This is a genomic window from Rhizomicrobium sp. (assembly GCA_037200385.1).
Classification (GTDB): domain Bacteria; phylum Pseudomonadota; class Alphaproteobacteria; order Micropepsales; family Micropepsaceae; genus Rhizomicrobium.
The window spans coordinates 2,416,749-2,436,599 of record JBBCGL010000001.1; the positions used below are offsets into that span (position 1 = coordinate 2,416,749).

At 64.4% G+C, this 19,851-nt stretch carries 11 protein-coding genes; 4 read left to right on the top strand and 7 right to left on the bottom strand.

Annotated elements, in window-relative coordinates:
• Window positions 1-2: 2 nt before the first annotated feature.
• The gene (locus tag WDM91_11605; protein ID MEI9995231.1) at window positions 3-3,671 is read right to left on the bottom strand and encodes a DUF6603 domain-containing protein; all 3,669 of its coding nucleotides are present in this window, start codon (window positions 3,669-3,671) and stop codon (window positions 3-5) included.
• Window positions 3,672-3,925: 254 nt separating this feature from the next.
• Between WDM91_11605 and WDM91_11610 the strand changes: the two genes are divergently transcribed.
• The 3 genes from WDM91_11610 (at window position 3,926) to WDM91_11620 (ending at window position 7,201) form a co-directional block, all read left to right on the top strand.
• The gene (locus WDM91_11610; protein ID MEI9995232.1) at window positions 3,926-4,894 is read left to right on the top strand and encodes a hypothetical protein; all 969 of its coding nucleotides are present in this window, start codon (window positions 3,926-3,928) and stop codon (window positions 4,892-4,894) included.
• Between the two features lie 24 nt (window positions 4,895-4,918).
• Window positions 4,919-6,049 (top strand): hypothetical protein, encoded by a 1,131-nt coding sequence (locus WDM91_11615; GenBank protein MEI9995233.1) that lies wholly within the window; start codon window positions 4,919-4,921, stop codon window positions 6,047-6,049.
• A gap of 444 nt (window positions 6,050-6,493) precedes the next feature.
• Window positions 6,494-7,201, top strand: coding sequence for a hypothetical protein (locus WDM91_11620; GenBank protein MEI9995234.1), 708 nt, complete (start codon window positions 6,494-6,496; stop codon window positions 7,199-7,201).
• On the opposite strand, the gene WDM91_11625 is transcribed toward WDM91_11620, so the two are convergent.
• From WDM91_11625 to WDM91_11635, 3 genes are read right to left on the bottom strand one after another with little or no spacing between them, the layout of a single operon-like run.
• Window positions 7,198-8,508, bottom strand: a complete 1,311-nt coding sequence (locus WDM91_11625; protein ID MEI9995235.1) for an amidohydrolase family protein — start codon at window positions 8,506-8,508, stop codon at window positions 7,198-7,200. The genes WDM91_11620 and WDM91_11625 overlap by 4 nt on opposite strands.
• Window positions 8,505-9,917, bottom strand: a complete 1,413-nt coding sequence (locus WDM91_11630; protein MEI9995236.1) for an amidohydrolase — start codon at window positions 9,915-9,917, stop codon at window positions 8,505-8,507. The genes WDM91_11625 and WDM91_11630 overlap by 4 nt, the downstream gene beginning before the upstream one ends.
• A gap of 39 nt (window positions 9,918-9,956) precedes the next feature.
• Entirely contained in the window at window positions 9,957-12,773 is a 2,817-nt protein-coding gene (locus tag WDM91_11635) for a pitrilysin family protein (GenBank protein ID MEI9995237.1), read from the bottom strand.
• A 176-nt stretch (window positions 12,774-12,949) separates the two neighbouring features.
• On the opposite strand from WDM91_11635, the gene WDM91_11640 reads away from it, so the two are divergent.
• Window positions 12,950-14,641, top strand: a complete 1,692-nt coding sequence (locus WDM91_11640; GenBank protein MEI9995238.1) for an alpha/beta hydrolase-fold protein — start codon at window positions 12,950-12,952, stop codon at window positions 14,639-14,641.
• Window positions 14,642-14,936: 295 nt separating this feature from the next.
• Here WDM91_11640 and WDM91_11645 read toward each other — a convergent pair whose 3' ends face one another.
• The 3 genes from WDM91_11645 to WDM91_11655 are packed head-to-tail and all read right to left on the bottom strand — an operon-like array spanning window position 14,937 to window position 19,725.
• A complete protein-coding gene (locus WDM91_11645) occupies window positions 14,937-16,067 on the bottom strand; it encodes a membrane dipeptidase (protein MEI9995239.1) in 1,131 nt (376 codons plus the stop codon).
• Window positions 16,068-16,090: 23 nt separating this feature from the next.
• A complete protein-coding gene (locus WDM91_11650; protein MEI9995240.1) occupies window positions 16,091-17,902 on the bottom strand; it encodes a DUF885 domain-containing protein in 1,812 nt (603 codons plus the stop codon).
• Window positions 17,899-19,725 carry a S9 family peptidase gene (locus tag WDM91_11655; GenBank protein ID MEI9995241.1) on the bottom strand — a complete coding sequence of 609 codons (1,827 nt, stop codon included), beginning with the start codon at window positions 19,723-19,725 and terminating at the stop codon, window positions 17,899-17,901. The genes WDM91_11650 and WDM91_11655 overlap by 4 nt, the downstream gene beginning before the upstream one ends.
• Window positions 19,726-19,851 lie beyond the last annotated feature (126 nt).

The following is a 19,851-nucleotide window of genomic DNA, read 5'->3' on the forward strand; positions in this document are numbered from 1 at the left end:
GCTCAAATGCTCCCCAACAGGCCCACGGCGGGCCAATCCCAAAGCGCGGTCGTCGTCGACATGGCGGTCACATCGACGGCAGCCGAGGCCCATGTCGCGAAGCCGTTGCTCGTCAGATCGTCGAGGATGGCCGTCCGTTGTTGCGCCACCCAGGAATCGGCGAGCGAGGACAGGACGTGGTCGACATTGGGGAGCTGCTCGCTCGCGCTGCCGGACACCGCGATCGACAGGCTCGCAGCACCGGGAGGACCCGATACCCTTCCTACGACTTCGTAGTCTGTGGATACCGCCGCGCTGCCATCGGTGAAGCCGGTCTGCGGCGGATCCTCGCGGAACAACAGGTCGGATACCGGGATGGCGGACAAGGTGTCCGGCGTCTGCGGGATTGGGCTGATCAGGAAGCCCGTGAGCGCGAACGGCACCATGGGCGGGTCGTTCGGCTGGCGACCTGCCCCCTTGTCGGGTGCCCATAGCGCGGCGCTCGAAGCCATCAGCATGGGCTGGACCGAGACGCTCGTGACCGGCACCCCTGCGGCGGTCATCAGCGTGACGGTGTGGAAGCTTTGAATCGAATTCAGGTGCATCGGCGCGATCGCCAGATCAGGGCACCAGACGGCGTCGGGGTGGTCTTGGTCGACGCCTCCATAAGTCGGCGTCCCGGCCGGCAGCGACAGGTAGGGATCGCCCGCCGCCGGCGCGACGTTGTAGCTCGTGACGGTGTTGGGGATGACGTAGACGGTCCCCGCGGTAGGGTTGGTGGTCCATTCGGCGCAGTTCGCCGGAACGGCGCTGCTGGTCAGGAGGCTGAACGTGTCGGGATCCAGGATCCAATCGTAGACCGTGCCATCCGCGGCGGTCTGGCCGCTCGCGATGAGGCCGGATGGCACGCTCGCCAGTACGACGCCGGCGTCCGTCGTCGGCGTGTCGTCCGTCGCGGCCGACCGGCCGGTTCTCAGCAGGCCAGTCCGGGGCGACGATGAGCCTGTCGGCAGGAAAGAGGATTTGAACCCGCTCCAAGCCAGAGGCGGCGCCTGCGCGGGAGCCGAGGAGCCGAACGCAACGGTGAATGAGACGACGTCCAGATGCACATGAGCTTGGCCGCCGAATGACGGACCCCAAATCTGCAGATCCGCGCCGACCTGCACTTTGAGCGTGTGCAGTCCCAGATTGAGCGCACAGCCCAGTGCCACATAGGCATCGGCCTGATAGCTCAAGGGCGACCACGCGATCAGGAAGTCGGCGCCGGCATTGAACCAGGCCTTGACCGCACCCGAATTCCAGGTAGCCGACATCGCTACGCCGCCCATCATCATGGCGGGCAGGAGCGCAAAATAGGCCGAGCCGGTGACCTGGAAGGCCCCAAGGCCGAAATTGATGGCGAGCCGAGGCACGGCCGGGTAGCCGTCCGGCGGGGTGAATCCGGGATTGTAGCCGCCCACCGTCACAACGCAGTGGCCGGCGTTGGCGCCGCTTGTCCAGATATTGAAGGCAAAGCCGCCCGTCGGCCGGCAGAAGCTGCCGAAGAGATACGACGCCGGCGACAGCTTGCCTTGCACCGAGAGCTGGCCGCTCGTGGCGCCGAACGACGCCGCCATGTCGATCTCGATATAGGCGGCCGGCTCGCCGAGCGGCAACGACATGGCGCAGCTACCGATCAACCCGAATTGGAGGTCGACCCCGAAGGCGACCGTCAGGGCTGCAAAGCCCTCGATCATCTCGAACGAGGTGAACTGGACCCCCGCCGCGACCCAATAGGCTCCGGCCTGCGGCGGGAAGTTGCTTTGCAGCTGCGGCAGCAGCGTGGTCATGGTCGCGGCGGGCGTGGCGCCCGGCAGAGGCGCGTTCTGCGGCAGCAGGAAATAGCCCGACAGGGTGGCTAGCGTGGGCGCCACCAGCGCGGTGTTGACGCCGAAGCCGGCGGCGAGCCCCGTCACGAAGAGGAAGGGCGGCCCGCCCAACGGCACGTCCACCATGCCGTATAAAAAGAAGGACGCCGGCGGTCCGGGGACGTAGCCGCCCATCGCCCGAAGACCGAAATTGGCCACTTGCACGCTGACTTCGCCGAAATAGCCCGGCTCGGCGCCCGTGGCGCGCAGAAAGCCGCCGGCGATCGAGAGCGGGCCGCTGGCGAATCCCAGCGAAAGGCCCTGAAGCCCAAAGGCGACCGACAGATCGCTCCCGACAGAGGCGCCGGGCAGCGGCAGCGGAAACACGACGGTCAATCCGTCGAGGTCGAGCGAGAAGCCTCCCAGTGCGAAGGCGGCCACCAAGCCGAACGTCGCGCGGCCGCTCGCATCGTAATCCAGGCCGATCTGCTGCAACGTTACGGGGCCGAAGCTCTTGCCGATCCGGATCCAATGCACCGGGCTCGCCGGGCTGGACGTGTTCGTCGCGGAATAGGGAACCGGCAACGCCGGATCGGCGGGCGGTGTTGCCGCCGGCAGCGAAAGCGGCAAGGCGAAGGTGCCCAGCGGATTCCCCGACGGGTCCAGCAGGCTGGCCGTGAGGGAGAAGCCCGCGCCCGGCGCACCCAGCGTGGTGCCGCCGATGATGGCGTAGGTGGATGCTTCCGGCGCGCTCGCGTCGCTGCGCGTATAGAGCGGATTGGATGCGGCGGCGACTTGCGGGATCGCGAACGCGACCGGTGTCCCGCCGACCGGCACGCTGGAATAGGTGAAGCCGAGCCGGTCGAGCGTCAGTTGGCCGAAGCCGGGGACGTCGCCGACAAGCGGCAGGCTGGAGAGCCGCAGCGCGCCCTCCGACGGCGCGAAGGTGGCACCCACCGCGAAGAGACCCGACGTATCCGAGGGGGCAGCCGGCGCCGTGGCCGCGAAGCAGATCATGGTGTAGCCGTTGCCGTCGACCGTCAGGCCGAACTTCGCCGCCGCGCCGAACTGCGTGCTGGAGGTGCCGGAGGACGGCGCGGTGTGGACCACCTGCCCGACGACATAGTCGATCGCCGCGTCGAGATTCAGCTCCGGCGGCAGCTGGACCGTGACGCCGAACTGGCTTGCAACCAGCGCCAGGAATTCGCCGAGCGGCACGATTGCGCTCTGCACGCTGCCGTCGAAGGTGAACGTGCTGCCGTCGCCTGTCTTGTCGACGGTGGCCGCCAGCGCGACGGGGACGCCGGCGAGAAGAGCATTGAGTCCGACCTGCAGGTTCACTGCGGTCGCAGCGCCACCGGCCACGGTGTCCGTGGCCTTGAAAGCGATGGCCAGGTTGTCGATGGCGAGCCAGCGTACCAGGGGCGCCGGCAGGGGGATCGCGCCTTGCGTGGGATCGGCGCTTTCGACCTCGACGCTGATGTTGAAGAGCTTTTTCGTCGCGCTCGAGCTGATCTCGAATGCCTTCACCTGGACCAGCAGCGCGTTGTCCGAGGTGAACGCCTCCGCGTCGAGGAAGTCGGAGAAGGCGCTTGCGATGTCGCCGATGCCGGGCGCGTTGCGCAGGCTGCCGACTCCGGCACCCAGTTGCTGCTCGACGAGGCCGATCAGATCGCCCAAGTTGAATTGGAGCGGCCCGCAAGTGTGCTTCAGGTCCAGCCGGAACAGAAACCCCGCGGATGTCCCGTCGGCTGCATCCGCCGTATCGGCGACCAGCTCCGACAGCAAGGGGACGGCAACGTCGCCGACGCACAGATGCACCGAGAAACAAAAACCAAACGACATCTCTGCACTCGGCTGGATAGGACGAAAGAATGATGTCTGATGACCAGGCGATCAAATGCAAACCACGGAAGAAATCGTGATCTTTTTGTGCTACTGAAGTCGTGCACGGACCTTCTTATGGAGCTCCCAATCATTTTAAATACGTCAATTTAAATACGTCAATCGCCTTCACTACAAATTTCGGGATAGCCATCTTGGAAATTAGGTTATGTTTCGTATAAGTATTTTTGGCTGGCAGACATCGAAGTATCCATATGAAGATCGTATTCTGGAATATTCAGAAAGCGTCGGAAGGCAAGCTCAAGAAGAATCTGAACTCCGCTATCATCGGGTCCAATGGCTTGGGTAACAACGTCGCGGACTATGTCGTCAAGATCGTTCTGGACGACAAGGTCTGGGCGACCGCGACGGGCGTGCCTGCCGATGCATTCGTCATCATCGAGCTCGTCAGCGGCGGCAGCGACAAGGGGGGTGACGCCACCGGTACTTGCCTGCCCGCGCTCACGAAGCTCGAGGGCGCGTTGAATGCGGCCGCCGTTGCGGCAAATTTAAACCCGTTGCCGACTTACAGGCACATTGTCCCCAAGATCACCGGACATCGGGAGACCGTTGGCATCCTGTACAACGCGGCCACGCTGACTTATGTGAGCGACGCGGTCATGCGGGATACGGACAACAAATTCCTTCCCAAACGCTCGCCCCTCTGGGCGAAATTCACCGTGGGATCGACAACCACGGCGCTGAACCTGATCGGCGTGCACGGTCCCACCTCGAAACCAAGCTCGGACATCTATACCGCGGCGGTCTCCTACACGAACAAGCTGGCCGACATCGCGCAAATCGCGCAGACCGGCTTTATCCCCAAGCAAGCCACCCTGATCGGCGGCGACTTCAATTGCGACGGCGCTAACACCTATTCGAAGAGCAACAACGGCAAGAACGCCAAGATCAGCGCCTTCGCCGACCTGATCGCTTGCGCCTACACCGTGCCGTTGCTCACCGGCACCAAGACCAGCCTGCTGCAAAGCGCCGATCAATCCACCAAACCGCCCGGCTATCTCAGCCAGCCCTACGACAATATCGTGTGCGGCGCACTACCAGGAGCGACAGTGAAGGTGATCGATCTCTGCCAGAATGCCCCGACCTGGAGCAAGAACGCCGTGGCGACGTTCAACGCCGCCCGAACCGTCAGCGATCACCTACCGATTAGCGTCAACTGGTAAGCCGCAGCTCTCCGGACGTAGATCATGCCGAACTGGACTTTCGCCGACGACTACGCCGCGCGCTACCCCGCGCTGGCCAGCTCCGTTCTCAGCCTGCTTGTCTTTTCCGATCATTCGCTGACGGGCTCGGCCTTTGCCGGAACGCTAGACGTGGCCGCGAGCGGGGTCGCGCTGGAAACGCTGGGCCAACTGAGCGGCGCAACCGCCATCCCCCTGTCCGGCAGTGTCAGCGACGACGACACCACGCTGACCGTGACGCTGGCCTCAACCACCGGCGCGTTCGGGCTCGACGCCATAAGCGCGATCCCGCTGCTCGGTCCGAAGATCACCGCGGTCGGCATGTCCGTGTCCACGATCGCCGCAGCGAGCGATAGCGCCGATACCGGGCCGGGTACCGACGATCTCAGCTTTTCGATCGCACTCTCTCTGGGCGGCGACACGGTGACGCTCGCCGGCGCGGTACCGATGAACGGCGGCCTCTGCACGATCGAGGTCGAGACGACCGGAATCGCGATCGGCATCGACGATCTCGACTTCCTGACCAGCAAGGTCGGCGCGGGCTGGTTTCCCGCCGACCAGCTCGGTCCGTTCTCGCAGACCTCGTTGACGCTGATCGGCCTTTCAGTGGACTTGTATCTTGCGCTGGACCCGTTCTCGATCGCCTTCGCCTCTGTGGCCATCGGCATCGGTTTCACGGGCCAGGCACTGATTGAGAACGTGCTCTATCTAAGCCCGCTGGCGGTTTGGGTCACCATCGCCGCCCCAGACGGCGCGCCCACCTTCACTTGGGCCCTCATGGGAACGCTCGCGCTCTGCTCGCATCTGAGGCCCGGCAATTATCAGAATCCGGATCTCGCGCTCGACATGAGCATGGACCTGAACAATTTCGCCGTTTCGGCCACCCTGGAGAACGAGCAGTCGATCACGGTCAACACGGCGTTGCAGGACTTGGGCGTCGGCAGCATCGGCCTTGGCGACGACATCATCCTGACCACTCTCGAGATGGATATTACCGTCGACAGCGGCGGCAAGGCGACCGGCTTCGACCTCGATGTCGGCATGTCGGGCAGCCTGGGCCTGTTCAGCGTGCTGACGGTGGAGAAAATGGAACTGAAGATGTCTTATCTGGCGGACGGAAATGCCCCGTCTAGATAACGCACGCCGCAAAACTCCTATTCGTGGACATTGCCGGAGGCGCTGACAGAGCTGGTTGCCGCCGACATCGCCGGTGTGCGCGGCTAGCTAGCTCGAGCAAGTCTTGGTGAGCACTGCGCCGTTCTGATGCAAGCCACCGGTTAAGCGTACATGCAACGGAGGCGTGCAAACCGCTGAATGATATTGTGAAGAACGTCCGCCGAACAACCCGTGGAAAAGACGTGGAAACCGCATCCTACAACCAAAAAACCGGGAATTCTGCGGACGCAACCCCCTTCACACGGGAGGGGTCACAGGTTCAATCCCTGTCGCCCACCATTTTGCGGCCTGTCTTGCGCATCGGCGCGCTGCGCATGGCCTCGAAATAGTGGAAAAGAGCCCATCAAGCCTCGAACCTTTCGGAGCCGGTGCAGACCGGTTCGAAACACGAAAAGGGGCGATGCCATGAAACTTCCATTTTACAAGCTGTTGGCGGCATATTCGGCGGCGATCACCACGCTGCTGATCGGCCAGCAGGTCGGCCAGGCTGTCGGCGCACCCGACAAGACGAGCTTCGGCGAGATCGACGTGCAACGGATCAACATCCGAGAAAGGGACGGGACGCTGAGAATGGTCGTCTCGGACCGCGACCGCTTTCCCGGTCTTATCTGGCGCAACAAGGACTATCCGCATACCAGCCGCACCAATGTCGCCGGCATGCTGTTCTTCAACGATGAAGGTACCGAGAATGGCGGGCTCACCTTCGGCGGCGCCAATGACGGCAAGGTGCATAGCTTCGGCCATCTGAGCTTCGACCAATACGAACAGGACCAGGTCGTCACTTTGGAGCAAGCCGAAAGCGACGGTCGCCGCACGGCAGGGCTGACGATCGTCGACCGGCCCGACAAATCGATGAACATCCCCGGGATTCAAGACATCGTGACATTGCCCGAGGGGCCGGAGAGAACGGCCGGCATTGCAAAGCTCGTCAGCGAAGGGGTCGTCGGCAATCACCCGCGCGTCTTCCTGGGCAAGCAGGACGGTGCGTCGATGCTGACGCTCAAGGACGAGGATGGCCACGACCGGCTGCGCCTGACCGTGTCGAAGGATGGAAAAGCAGCCATCGAATTCGTCGATGCGACGGGCAAGGTGACAAAGACGGTCACGCCCTAGCGGTATTGCGGCGGATAGCCGCCGGCCGGTCTCGTGCGGTAGCGTGCGGCCAAGTCGTCCGCGCGGCTCCCGAGCGATTGCTGCCGGCCGCGAATGAAGATCGCAACCGGCTGGGAATAGGGTTCGAATGGATCGCCGCTCCACACCACGACGTCGCCCTCCTTTCCCGGATCGAGCGAACCTACCTGTTCGTCAAGGCCGAAGATGCGCGCCGGGTTGATGGTGATGGCAGCCAAGGCATCGGCATGCGAAAGGCCGTGGGCCACCGCAACGCCGGCATCGTAGCGAAGCTCGCGGATACGGAAACTGCCGCCGGCGCTGCTGTGAAAGGCGATCAGGACGCCGGCTTTCCGCAGCGCCGCGGCGTTGTCCAGCGTCGCGCCGATGGATTCGAAGGTCGCCGGCAAATCGTCCAACGGTCCGAGAATGACGGGCACATGGGCGGCGGCGATCTCGCCAGCCACCTTCCAGCCCTCCTCGGCACCATCCAGAATGACTCTTAGCCTCTCGCGCTGCGCCAATCTGAGAACTTCGTGGATGTCGGACGCGCGATGCACGTAGATCAGGACAGGCGTGGTTCCGTGCACCACCGGAACCAGCGCTTCGAGATCGGCGCGCGACAGGGAAAGCGCGCGCGATGCCCCATTGTTATAGGCATTCCGGTGGCCTTCGTACCAGCGAACGTCGTCGAACACGGTTTCGAGCTGGCCGATCGCGGCACCCCGCGCGCCGCCCGCCCGGGCCGAACCGGACTCGCCCAGCGCCAACACCATCGCGACCTTCGGCTTGACCAGAATGTCTTCCGCCGCACCCAGATGGATGGCCGCCGCCTGACCGGCGAACAGGAACTGGCGGCCGGGCGGCGGATGAAATCCGGGCCGCTCATCGGCATAGCCCGGGGTCGCGATGGCGCGGGTGATGCCGCCGAGCCGCGCCGCGCGAATGGGCACCGAATAGGGATTGAGGCCGTATTCGACGTCGAACGCCGCGCTCAGCTGGTCGTTGTAATTGACCAGGTCCACGGTCGACGGTTCCTGCCCGACTTCCACCAGCCCCAATTGCGCATCCGGCGCGATAAATCCGGGCGTGACCGGTCCGCCTTTGGCATCGATCACGATGGCACCAGCGGGCACGGCAAGGCCGGCGCCCAGCGCGGCGATCTTGCCATCCTTCAGGACCAACGTGCCCGACGGGATCTCTCCGGCCGCGCCTTCGCTGAGGATGTGCGCATGGACGATCGCGATGCTCTGCGCGGAGGCGGGCGCGGCAAGAAGACTGGCTGCGAGCAGCAACGGACGGAGCTTCACGGCATCCCCTCCTCGGCCGGCAGACCGACGTCGAAATCGGATTTGGCTTGGTATTTCGGATCGTGCGCGTCATAGACCAGCGCGCCGTCGACATAGACCTTCTCGGCGACGGCATAGACGCTGAACGGATCGCGATCCCACAGGACGACATCGGCATCCTTGCCGTTTTCGAGCGAACCGGTCCGCTCCGCGACGCCGATGATCCTGGCCGGATTGATCGTGAACCACTTCACCGCGTCGGCCTCGCCGATGTCGATGCCCATGCGCCGGCCGGCGGCGATGGCAATGGCGGCATCGCGTGGAAGGTGTTGAACGACCGTCGCGTCGTCGGAATGCAGCGATACGCATACGCCGGCTTTCTGAAGCATGGCGGCGTTCGCCTCGATGCCGTCGAACGCCTCCATCTTGTAGCCCCACCATCCGGCGCCCCAGACGACGGCGCAGATGCCGTTCGCCTTCAGAAGGCCGGGAATCTTGTAGGCTTCGGAGGCGTGGTGGAACGCGACGATGCGGTAGCCGAATTCCTTTGCCAGATCGATCATGTAGGCCATCTCGTCGGCCCGGTAGCAATGCATCTGGACCCCGATCCTGCCGCGCAGCGCATCGGCCAGCGTATCGAGCTGCAAGTCCCGCTTGGGCGGATCGGCCTTCTCGCCCGCCCTGACCTTGGCGTCGTAGGCATCCCAGGCCTGCCTGTATTCGGCCGCCTTGATCCAGGCTTCGCGATAGCCGGCCATGCTGCCCATGCGGGTGGAGGGCGCCCGCCCCTTCGCACCGTAGATGCGCCGGGGATTTTCGCCGCACGCCATTTTCAGGCCTTGCGGCGCGCCGGGAAATTTCATGCCTTGAACCGTCTCGGACGGCACGTTTTTCAGGATCACGGACCGGCCGCCGAACAGGTTGCTCGAGCCGGGCAGAATCTCCAGCGTGGTGACGCCACCGGCGCGCGCGGCGTTGAAGCCGGGATCCTGCGGCCAGATGGAATGCTCGGCCCAGACCTGCGCGGTATCGGGATCGGTCATCTCGTTGCCGTCGGCCAGCGAGTCGATGCCGGGACTGGGATAGACGCCCAGATGCGAGTGCGGGTCGATCACGCCCGGCGTCACCCAGCCGCCCTTCAACGCCACGATCCGATAGCCGGCCGGACGGACGATGCCGCGACGCACGGCCTCGATCTTGCCGCCGCGCATCAGGACAGTGCCATTGTCGATCTTCTCGCCGGTGGCGGTCAGGATCGTCACGCCGGTGATCGCGGTCGGCACGCTCGGCAGTGGCTTATAGGTGCTGGGAAACGGATTTTCATCCTTGAGAGGATCGATGCCCCGCGCGAGCTGCGCCGATCCGCCCTTGCCGGAGGTTTGCGGTTTCTTCGAGCAAGCGCAAAGCCCCAGCACGGCCGCTACGGCCAAGCCGACCGAAACGCATGCGATAAATCGCGGCGGCTTCACTTACCCGCCTTTCCCCGGTGACCGAAGCTTGCCGGGGTCGAGATCCTTGAGCGGGATGACTTCGACCGCCGGATGCTTCTGCCGCAACGCGCCGATGAATTTCGTAGCGTCGCCGACGATCAGCACACTGATCGCGCCGGTACCGAGCCGCGATCTTTCGGCGGCCTGCACCTGTTCGGGCGTCGCGGCCAGAACACCCGAAAGATATCGGCCCAGGGCCGCGGCAGGCACGCCGTCCTGCGACAGCTCCACCAGCGCCTTGCTCAAGCCGTCCGCGGTCTCGACCTGACGGCCCGTGTAGAAGGCGAGGAAGACGGCGCGCTTGCGCAGTTCATCCGCATCCGGTGGCGTGCTTCCCGCCCTCGCCATCCTCTCAAGAATGAGATCGCAGACTTCCGCCACCGTTTCGTTCTTGGTCGAGGCGGCGACATAGAGCATGCCGGCGGCGCGGCGGGCATCGAGCGTGGCATCCACGCTGTAGCTGAGGCCGCGGTTCAAGCGAACTTCGGTGACGATCACTTTGTTGAGCAGAAGATTTCCGATCGTCAGCGGAGCGTAATCATCGCCGCCCCGCGGGATGGCGCGCATCGCAGCCGTCACCATGGCCTGGCCCGCGCCCGGCATGTCCAGCACCACGATACGGTGCCCGGCCGCGCCGGCCGCCCCAGAGACCGGCGGCAGCGGCGCGTCCGGCCGCGCCCATCCGCCGAAGAGGCGCTCGGCAAGGGCGAAGCCCTGCTCCGCGCTCAGCGATCCGGTGATGACGAGCGTCGCATTGTCGGGGCGCCAGAGCGTGCGATATTCGCCAAGAACGTCGTCGCGCGTGATCGCCTGCAATGTCGCTTCGGTGGCGAGCTGGCCGTAGGGGGACGCGCCAAATTCCAGCGCCGGAACGAACTGAAGCGCCGCCTCGCGCGGCTGGCCCATCGTCTCGCGCCATCGTGCGATCTGCTGGCCTTGTTCGCGTGCGAATTCGGACGGCGCGAAAGCGGGATGCAGGACCGTATCGGCCAGCATCGCACCGGCCGCATCGATATTCGCCGCCGGCGCGGACAGCACCAGCGCGGCGCCGTCCGGCGCGACGCTGGCATCGAGCTTGCCGCCCAGCGCCTCGACGCGCCGGTCGATATCGGAAGCGCTTCGCGTCTCGCTCCCACGCAAGAGCAGACTTGCCGTGATCTGCGCGAGCCCGACCTTGGCGCTGGGATCGGCGGCGGTTCCGCCTTGCACGCTGAGCGCGAGCTGGACGATCGGAACCTCCGTCGATCTCGCCACCTCCACGCGCAGGCCGTTCGGCAATGTACGCATGGAAACTTCGGGTGGCGTGGGTGCCTTGGGCGGTTCGGGCGTCGGCGGCTTGGCACGGCGATCGGCTGGAAGCAGCGCAACCGGCGCGATTTTCGCGGGCGGGATCGTCGTTCCGATATCGTCCGTCGACGGCATCGGCGTTTCCGGCGCACCCGTGGCGCGCGCGGCTTCGTCCAGGTAGTGGATGTCGACCACGCCATTGGCCGACAGATATTTCCGCGCCACGCGCTGGACGTCCGCGGACGTGACGGCCTGGATCTGCTTGAGCGATCTGTCGGCCCAGCCCGGATCGCCGGCGAGCGCGAGGCCCTGCCCCAGAAGCAGCGCGCGGCCGGAGGTGGTTTCGCGCATCGCCAGGGAATCGGCCAGAAGCTCGTTCTTCGCCGTGGTCAGCTCGGCATCGCCAATGAGCGTGTTGCGCAAATCGTCCATGACGGCGGAAAGCGCAGCATCGCCCTCGGCGACGGTCTTTCCCGGCGCGAGTATGACGGTCGGCGCGAACACGCCACCGTCCTTGGCGAGCAGGTTGGAGACATAGACGCGCGTCGCGACCTGCTTTTGCCCCACCAGCACGTCGTAGAGCCGCGACGACTTGCCGTGACCCAGGATCGCTTCGATGAGGAGCATGACCGCGGTGTCGGGATCGGCCACCTTGGGCGCGACCCAGGCGTGAACGACCGCGGGCGACGGCACATTCGGGGCGTAGGTCGTCACCTGAAGCGGGACGGTGCGGGGGGCATGCGTTATCGCGGTCCGCGGGATCGGCGCTTGCGGATGGGCAATGTGCCCCAGATATTTGTCGGCCCAGGCGTCGAGCTCCTTGGGATTGAAATTGCCCGACACCACGACGGTGGCATTGTCCGGCCGGTAATAGGTTTCGTGAAAGGCGCGCGCGTCATCCACCGTCGCCGCATCGAGGTTTTCGAACGTGCCGCCGAACGGCCGCTTGTAGAGCTCGGTGGTGTAGGTGAATTTCGGCATCAGGATATAGAGGATGCGGCCATAGGGCGGCGCAAAGATGCGCTGGCGCAGCTCTTCCTCGACGATATGGCGTTCGGCATTGAAGGCGGCGTCGTCGACGACGAGGTTCGCCATCCGCTCGCCTTCGTACCACAGCAACGTCTTGAGGAATCCCGCCGGCGCGGTCGACGAATAGACGGTGAAGTCGAAAAGGGTCGAACCGTTGTGTTCGCCGCCGCCGCCGGTGGTGAGGTCGCGGGCCTGTTCCGACGCCAGGTTCTTGGTGTCGCGGAACATCATGTGCTCGAACAGATGCGCAAAGCCCGCGCGCCCTTTCGGATCGTCCTTCGCACCGACGCCGTACCAGACATGTACCGTCGCGCTGGAGCTTGTCGGATCGGGCAAGGCATAGAGCTTCAACCCGTCGGCCAGCGTGCGCTCCGTATAGCGCAGCGGCGGAACGACGATGGCCGGCGCGGGCGCCGCGGCCGCCCCTGCCAAAAGAAGTACGGAAACGACGACCACCAAACCGTGGACAGCATTTTTCATGACCCAGTCCTCCTGTCCATGAACGAGGAACGAAAACCGGATTGCCGCCATTCATCGCCGACAATAAATCGCGACATGTCGCCGGTCCGTAAGCCGCGAATGGCGGATTACGCAGTGGCCGCGCGTCGTTCTTCCGGCCAGGTCCGGAGGGGACCGGCGGCAGAGGGAAGGCATCCATGACAAATCTGAAAACGATCCGGCTGGCGCGCGCGGGCTTGCGGCTTGCGGCCATCGCGCTCACCATCTGGACCTATGGGACGGCGGCGGCTTCGGCGGCCGAGGCGCGCTTCACGGTGAGCTTCGACGCCTCGTTTCGCAGCGAGCCCCTGACCGGCCGGCTTCTCGTCGTGGTGACCGACAAGGCGGGGGCCGAGCCGCGCCAACAGATCGGCATGTATGGCGCGCCTATCTTCGGCATCGATCTCAATGGTCTGAGGCCGGGCGAGAGCGCATCGCTTGGCGCCGCGGCCGTCGGCTATCCCGTGGCCAGCACCGCCAAATTGCCGGCCGGCGACTACTACGTCCAGGCGATCGTCGAGCCCTACCGGCAGGTGCACCGCGCCGACGGGCACACGATATGGGCGGTTTCGCATCCGGGCCAGGGCGTTCCCTTCGCCTTCCCCGGAAATCTCTATAGCGCACCGGTGAAGGTTCACCTGGATCCCGCCGCCGGCTTCGACGTGCGCCTGAAGCTGAACCAGATCATCCCGGAGAGCCGACAGCCGGATACGGCCTGGATCAAGCGCGTGCGCGTCAAGAGCGAGATCCTCAGCCGCTTCTGGGGCATGCCGATCTATCTGGGCGCCAATGTCCTGTTGCCGAAAGGCTATGCCGAGCATCCGGACGCGCATTACCCGATCGTCTATCTGCAGAGCTTCAGCGCCGATCCGTTCTTCATCAGCGACAAGCCGGGGCCTAGTCCGGAAGATGCCGCCTTACGCGACGCCAATCTGCAGACCGGATATGAGTTCTTTCAATCTTGGACCTGGGACAAATTCCCACGGATCCTCGCGGCGACCGTCGAGCAGCCCTGCCCCTATTTCGTGGAAGCCTATTCCGTGGACTCGGCCAATTGCGGCCCTTATGGCGAGGCGCTGACGAAGGAGCTGTTCCCCTATCTCGAGAAGAAATTCCGCGCGATCGGAAAGCCCTATGCCCGCTTCGTGGAGGGCGCCTCGACCGGCGGCTGGGAATCGCTGGCGCTCCAGCTCAAATACCCCGACTATTTCGGCGGGACCTGGACCTTCAATCCCGATCCGATCTCCTTTCGCCACTATCAGCTGATCGACATCTACAAGGACGACAACGCGTTCGAAGTCCCGCTCTCGTCCTGGATGCATGCGGAGCGGTCCATGAAGCGTACGGTGGAAGGCCAGGTTCTTCTGACCATTCGCCAGCTTTCGGCGCTGGAAGCGGCGCTGGGCGACAAGGGCCGCTCCGGCTTCCAGCTCGAATGCTGGGAAGCGATCTACGGGCCAGTGGGCGAGGACGGCTATCCCAAGCCGCTTTGGGACAAGGCGACCGGACGGATCGACCATTCGGTCGCCGCCTATATGCGCGACCACGGCTACGACCTGACCGACTACACCGAACGCAACTGGGCGACGCTGGGTCCCAAGCTGCGGGGCAAGCTCAACATCATCTCTGGCGACATGGATTGGTTCTACCTGAACAATGCCGTCTACGATTTCCAGGCCATGATCGAGAAGATGGGCGGGCCCGATTACCCGGCGCGCTTCGTCTTCGGCCGCCCGAAGAAAGGGCACAACTGGCATCACAAGGACTGGGCCGGCGTCGTACAGGAGATGGCGGCACAGGCGTTGGGCAACGCGCCGGCGGGCGAGAACACGGCGCAGTGGCATTATTGACGGCGGGATGGCGGCTTGGATCGGCGGCGCGTGCCGAACCAAGCCGCCGTCCTGACTGCAAGCAGCCGATACCAAAATCAGGCACCAGACGGGCCTTAAAGCCGGTTTTTTCAAGTTGATGCAACCCCAACTCGGTGTCATGGCCCGCGAAAGCGGGCCACCCAGTTGGGCTCTGTACGAATTCGGCAAGATGAATGGCTGTTTTCTTTCCGAAGCAGGTGCAGGCGTCACCTGGGTGGCCCGCTTTCGCGAGCCATGACACGGTTTCGATAACCCCATCTGATCACAACCGACCCTAAGCGCCCCAGACCTCACCATAGACGCGCGCGAAATTCGCGCCGAGGATCTTCTCGATGCGCGCGGCGGGCCAGCCGCGCCGGGCCAGATCGTCCGCCAGGTGCAGATAGCGCAGGGGATCGTTGTATTCCGGTATGATCTCGATCGAATCCGGCCCTTCGCCGGGGGCGGCGACGTTCTGCTTGCTGCGCGTCTCGAACGACCGCCGCTTGGCGTCCCTGTAGGCCTGGTCGATCACGGTGGTGGAGATCGCGTTGTCGGAGCCGATGCCGACATGATCCTCGCCGCAGACCTTCACCGCATGTTCCAGATGGCGGATCAGATCCTCCTTGTGCGCCACCCCTTTGAGCACGAGGAACGGCATGAGATAGATACCGACCACGCCGCCCTTGTCGGCCAGAGCGCGCAATTCGCGGTCGTAGACATTGCGGGGGAGATCGATCAGGTCGCGGCAGCCCGTATGGCTGATGACCGGCGGCCGTTTCGCCCGCGCGATCGCCTCGGCGATGGTGTTCTGGCCGCCATGGCTCAAATCCATGACGATGCGCTGGCGCTCGAGCTCTTCCACGAGCTGGCGCCCAAACAGGCTGAGTCCGGAATTCGCCGGCTCGTTGGAGCCGTCGCCCGCAGCATTGCGGATGTTGTAGGTGAGCTGGATCTGCCGCAGGCCCAACAGCCCCAGGGTTTCGACCCGGCCGAGATCGTTCTCGAGAAGCTCCGTATCCTGCAAATTGTATATGAGGCCCAGTCGGCCGGTCTTCTTGGCCAGCTTCAAATCCGCCGCCGTGCGCACGCGCAGCAGCGCTTGCGGCGCGGCGGCGCATTTCTCGTCCAGCACGGCGATCAGGCGGATCGCCTTCGCCATGCGGTCGCCGCTAAGGCCGACGCTCAAGGTCAAGCTGACGGCCGTGACGCCGCTCGCCTTGATGTCGTCAAGCATTCGCGGCGAAGGCGGCGCCTCCAGCGGCAATGTCCGGTCGGGGTCCACGATGTCGCCCATAGCATCGATGACGACGGCGTTGCGGTAGCGTTCCGCGCCGAAGCCGGTCCCGGCCGTCGCGCGCGCGGCGGTGGCCAGAGCCGTGGCGCTTGCGGCCGCGATGAATTCCCTACGATCGAATTTCAGCATGGTTTCAGCCACCTATGAAAATGTCAGGAGCGTGCGGACGCGATCCAGGCATCGATGTTGCCCTCGAGCATCGGAAGCGGGAGCGGCCCCTCGCGCAGAACCGCGTCGTGAAACGTGCGCAGGTCGAACTTCGCACCGAGCGCCGCCTTCGCCTTGGTGCGCAGTGCAAGGATTTTCATCATGCCGACGTAATAGGCCGTCGCCACCCCCGGATCGACGATGTAGCGATCGATCTCACGCAGGTTGTCGTAATGCGTGCCTGGAATGTTATCGTCGAAATATTTCGTGGCCTGCTCGCGCGTCCACTTCATCGCATGGATGCCCGTATCGACGACAAGCCGGCCCGCCCGCATGGCCGCCAGCGACAAGCGGCCGAACTCCTGATACGGGTCCTTGTAGAGGCCGAGCTCCTTGGCCAGCCCTTCGGAGTAAAGAGCCCATCCCTCGCTATAGGCCGCGATGCTCGCGAATCTGCGGAATTTCGGCAGGCCGGTCCTCTCATAGGCCAGCATGGTTTCGATGTGGTGACCCGGCACGGCCTCATGGAAAAGCTCTGCTGCCAACTGGTATTTCGGCGCGGCGCGCATGTCGTACAGATTGATATAGAAAATGCCGGGCCGCGACGCATCGGGCGGCGCGTGATGATAGAACGCCTTCGGCGACGATTTTGCGCGCCAAGCCTCCACCGCCTGCACCACGATGGGAGATTTCGGCTTGTGCAACAGGAATTCGTCCTCGCGGGCCACCACTTCGGCCAACAGGGCCGTCGCGTCGCTCAGGAATTGGGCGCGGCCGGCATCATCGTTCGGGTAGAAGAGCGCCGGATCGCTGCGGATGAATTCGAAGAAGTCGCGCAGCGAACCGGTGTGGCCCAGATCCTTCATCACTCCGCGCATTTCGCCGTGAATGCGCTCCATCTCCCGCAGTCCCAAGGCGTGCAGCGCCGCGGCAGTCTCCGGCAGCGTGGTGGCCTCCTCCAGCTTGTAGCGGTAATAGGCTTGGCCCTGCGGCAATTTCCAGACGCCCGCGTCGTCGGTCGCGCGCAGCTGCGCACGCTTGAGATGGGCCAGAAGATCGCGATAGCCCGGCCCGAAATCGTCGCGCAGAGCTGCAGCGGCTTGCGCGATGAACGCGGCCTTTTCGGAATCGGGCCATGGGCGATCTGCGATCTTGGTCTTGAAGTCGGAGAAGATCGGGTTGTCGGCGGCGCCGGCTTCGAGCGGGGCGCCTCTCAACAGGTTCTCGACATCGCTGATGACGAGGTCGTACGAGAAGCGCGGCAGGCTCGCGCCGGCCCCCTCTTGCCGCTCCAGTTCGACGACGAGCTGGCCCATCAGCGGGCGCACGCGCGACAGCCGCGATATGTAGGCGGCGGCGTCCGCACGCGTCTCGATCGGGTGATTGTTCTGAAGCGTGACGGCCACGGTGCTGTGGATGCCGCCCATCGGGCTCACCAGATAATTGTTCCGGCGCCAGCGGAAATCCTCCAGCTGCTGCCGCGTCTCGAACGCGAACATGCGATAGCTGATCGCCGCTTCGTGCGACAATCGAGACAGGTTGAAGCCCTTTAGCGCTTCCAAATCGCTACGGGCTTCAGCCGCGCCTTCGATCGCGTAGGCTTCGGAAATGTCGTCCCACCGGTCCTGCTGCGTCTTGACGCCGATGCGCGACTGCCGGATCGGGCTTCGCGCCATGAGCCTGTCGAACGCGTCGTCCAGGAAGGTGTTGAGCCGCGCATCCTCGGACTGGCCGGCACGAAGAGGCATCGGCGCCGCGACAAGCATGGCCACGCCGGAAGCCAGAATCTCGCGGCGGTTGGGCGCCCTAAACCTCATCGGCCAGTCTCCTGAGAAGCATGCGGCTTCGGCGCAATGCCGTCGCCGACATAGGTGTCGAGAAATGCCGCGATGGCGCCGTAGGCGACGATCTGATTCGCCTTCTTGCGGAAGCCGTGTCCCTCGTCGGGGAATTCGACGTATTGCACCGGCACGCCGTTGGCCTTGACCTCCGCAACGATGCTTTTCGATTCATCCGGCAGCACGCGCGGATCGTTCGCTCCCTGCAGCACCAGAAGCGGACGGCGGATGCTCCGGGCGTGGAGGACCGGCGAAATGTCCTTGAGATGCTGCAATTGCGCCGGATCGCGCCAATCGCCCATCTCGCTCATCAGGGACCGGCGCAGATCTTCCCACCAGCTTGGCGTGTTCGGCAGAAGGCGCACCCAGTCGGAAACGCCGTAGAGATCGACGCCCGCGGCGAAGGCGAGCGGCCGGAACGCAAGTCCGGCCAAAGCCATGAACCCGCCATAGCTCTGGCCCATGATCGCGACCCGCGCCGGATCGGCATAGCCGGTAGCGGCCAGCATCGTCTTCGCCGACACCACATCGTCCAGATCGACGCTGCCGTGATGGTGGTCGTCGAGATGGGAGAAGGTCTTTCCCGAGCCGCGGCTGCCGCGGTTGTTGATCTCGAACACGACATAACCGCGATTGACGAGATATTGCGTGAGCGGCTTGTAGCCGACCTGGCTTTCATCGCCCGGTCCCCCGTGAACGAAGATGACGGCCGGACCGCGCCCAGCCGCTTCCGCCTGGTGCGGTATGAAGAGGATTCCCGGGATTTCAAGCCCGTCATACGACTTGAAGCGCACGACCTTGCCGAGAACGAGGTCCGACGCCGCGACGTCGGGCGAAAGCGACTGCAGCAGCAGCCGCTTCGTGCCGGCCTTGAAATCGACCAGCACCACGTCGCCGGGCGTCTGGCCATCGGATTCGACCACCGCGGCCAGCGGCGCGCCATTCGCGATCGCGACGGATTTGACGGCGCCGGGGCCGAGATCCGGCACGGCGACCGGCCGCAGCGTCGCGGCGTCGAACAGGCGAAGCGTTTCGCGCGCGTCTTCGTCGACCACGGCAGCCAGATAGCGGCCGTCCCTGCTCAAGCCCGCGGATTGGATGTCCCAATGGGTCCGATACACGTCGCGTTTGCCGCCGGTCTCGAGATCGAGCCGTTCGAGATAGGCAAACTCGCTGCCGGCGTCGCTGGTATAGATCAGGCCCTTTCCGTCAGCGGTGAAGACCTGCGGCACCTCCGAGATTCCGGAATTGTCGGGCGTCAGCTGACGTAGCGAGCCGGTCGCCGTGTCGTACAGATAGGCATGGATGTTGGCGTTGTCGACGATCCGCATGAGCGCGACATGGCGGCGGTCGGGGCTGACCGCGCAAATCTGATAGGCACCATCGTTCTTGAACAGAAGACGCCGCGCGTAATTCGCGGCATCGTACTCATAGAGATCGAAAAAGCGCGGATCGCGCTCATTGGTCGCCAGAAAGAAGGATTCATGGTCCGCCGCCCAGGCGACGAATTTCGCCTTGAGCGTCTCGCCCGGCGTCAGATCGACGCTGGAGCCGTCCGGTTTCAGGACGAAGACGTGATTGCGTTCGTCCCCGCCATGATCCTTGATGTAAAGAACGCGGTTGTCATCGGCGAAATAGCCGATCGCGCCGATCGGATCCGTCGTCGAATGCGTCAGCGCGACCGTCGCGCCGCCTGCCACGGGTACGGCATAGAGGTTGGGAATTCCGCTCTCCGCACTGTCCACCAGCAGGGTGGCTCCGTCGGGCGAGAACGACAGCCCGCCATAGGCATTCGACGCCATCAGCCTTTCGATGCTGTAGCTCCGGACGGGGGGCGCGGCATGAGCATCCGTCCCCGCAAGTGCCGGGCAAAGAAGGGCGAGAAGAAAACGGGGTGCGACGCGCTGCATGATCCTGCGATCCTGCGC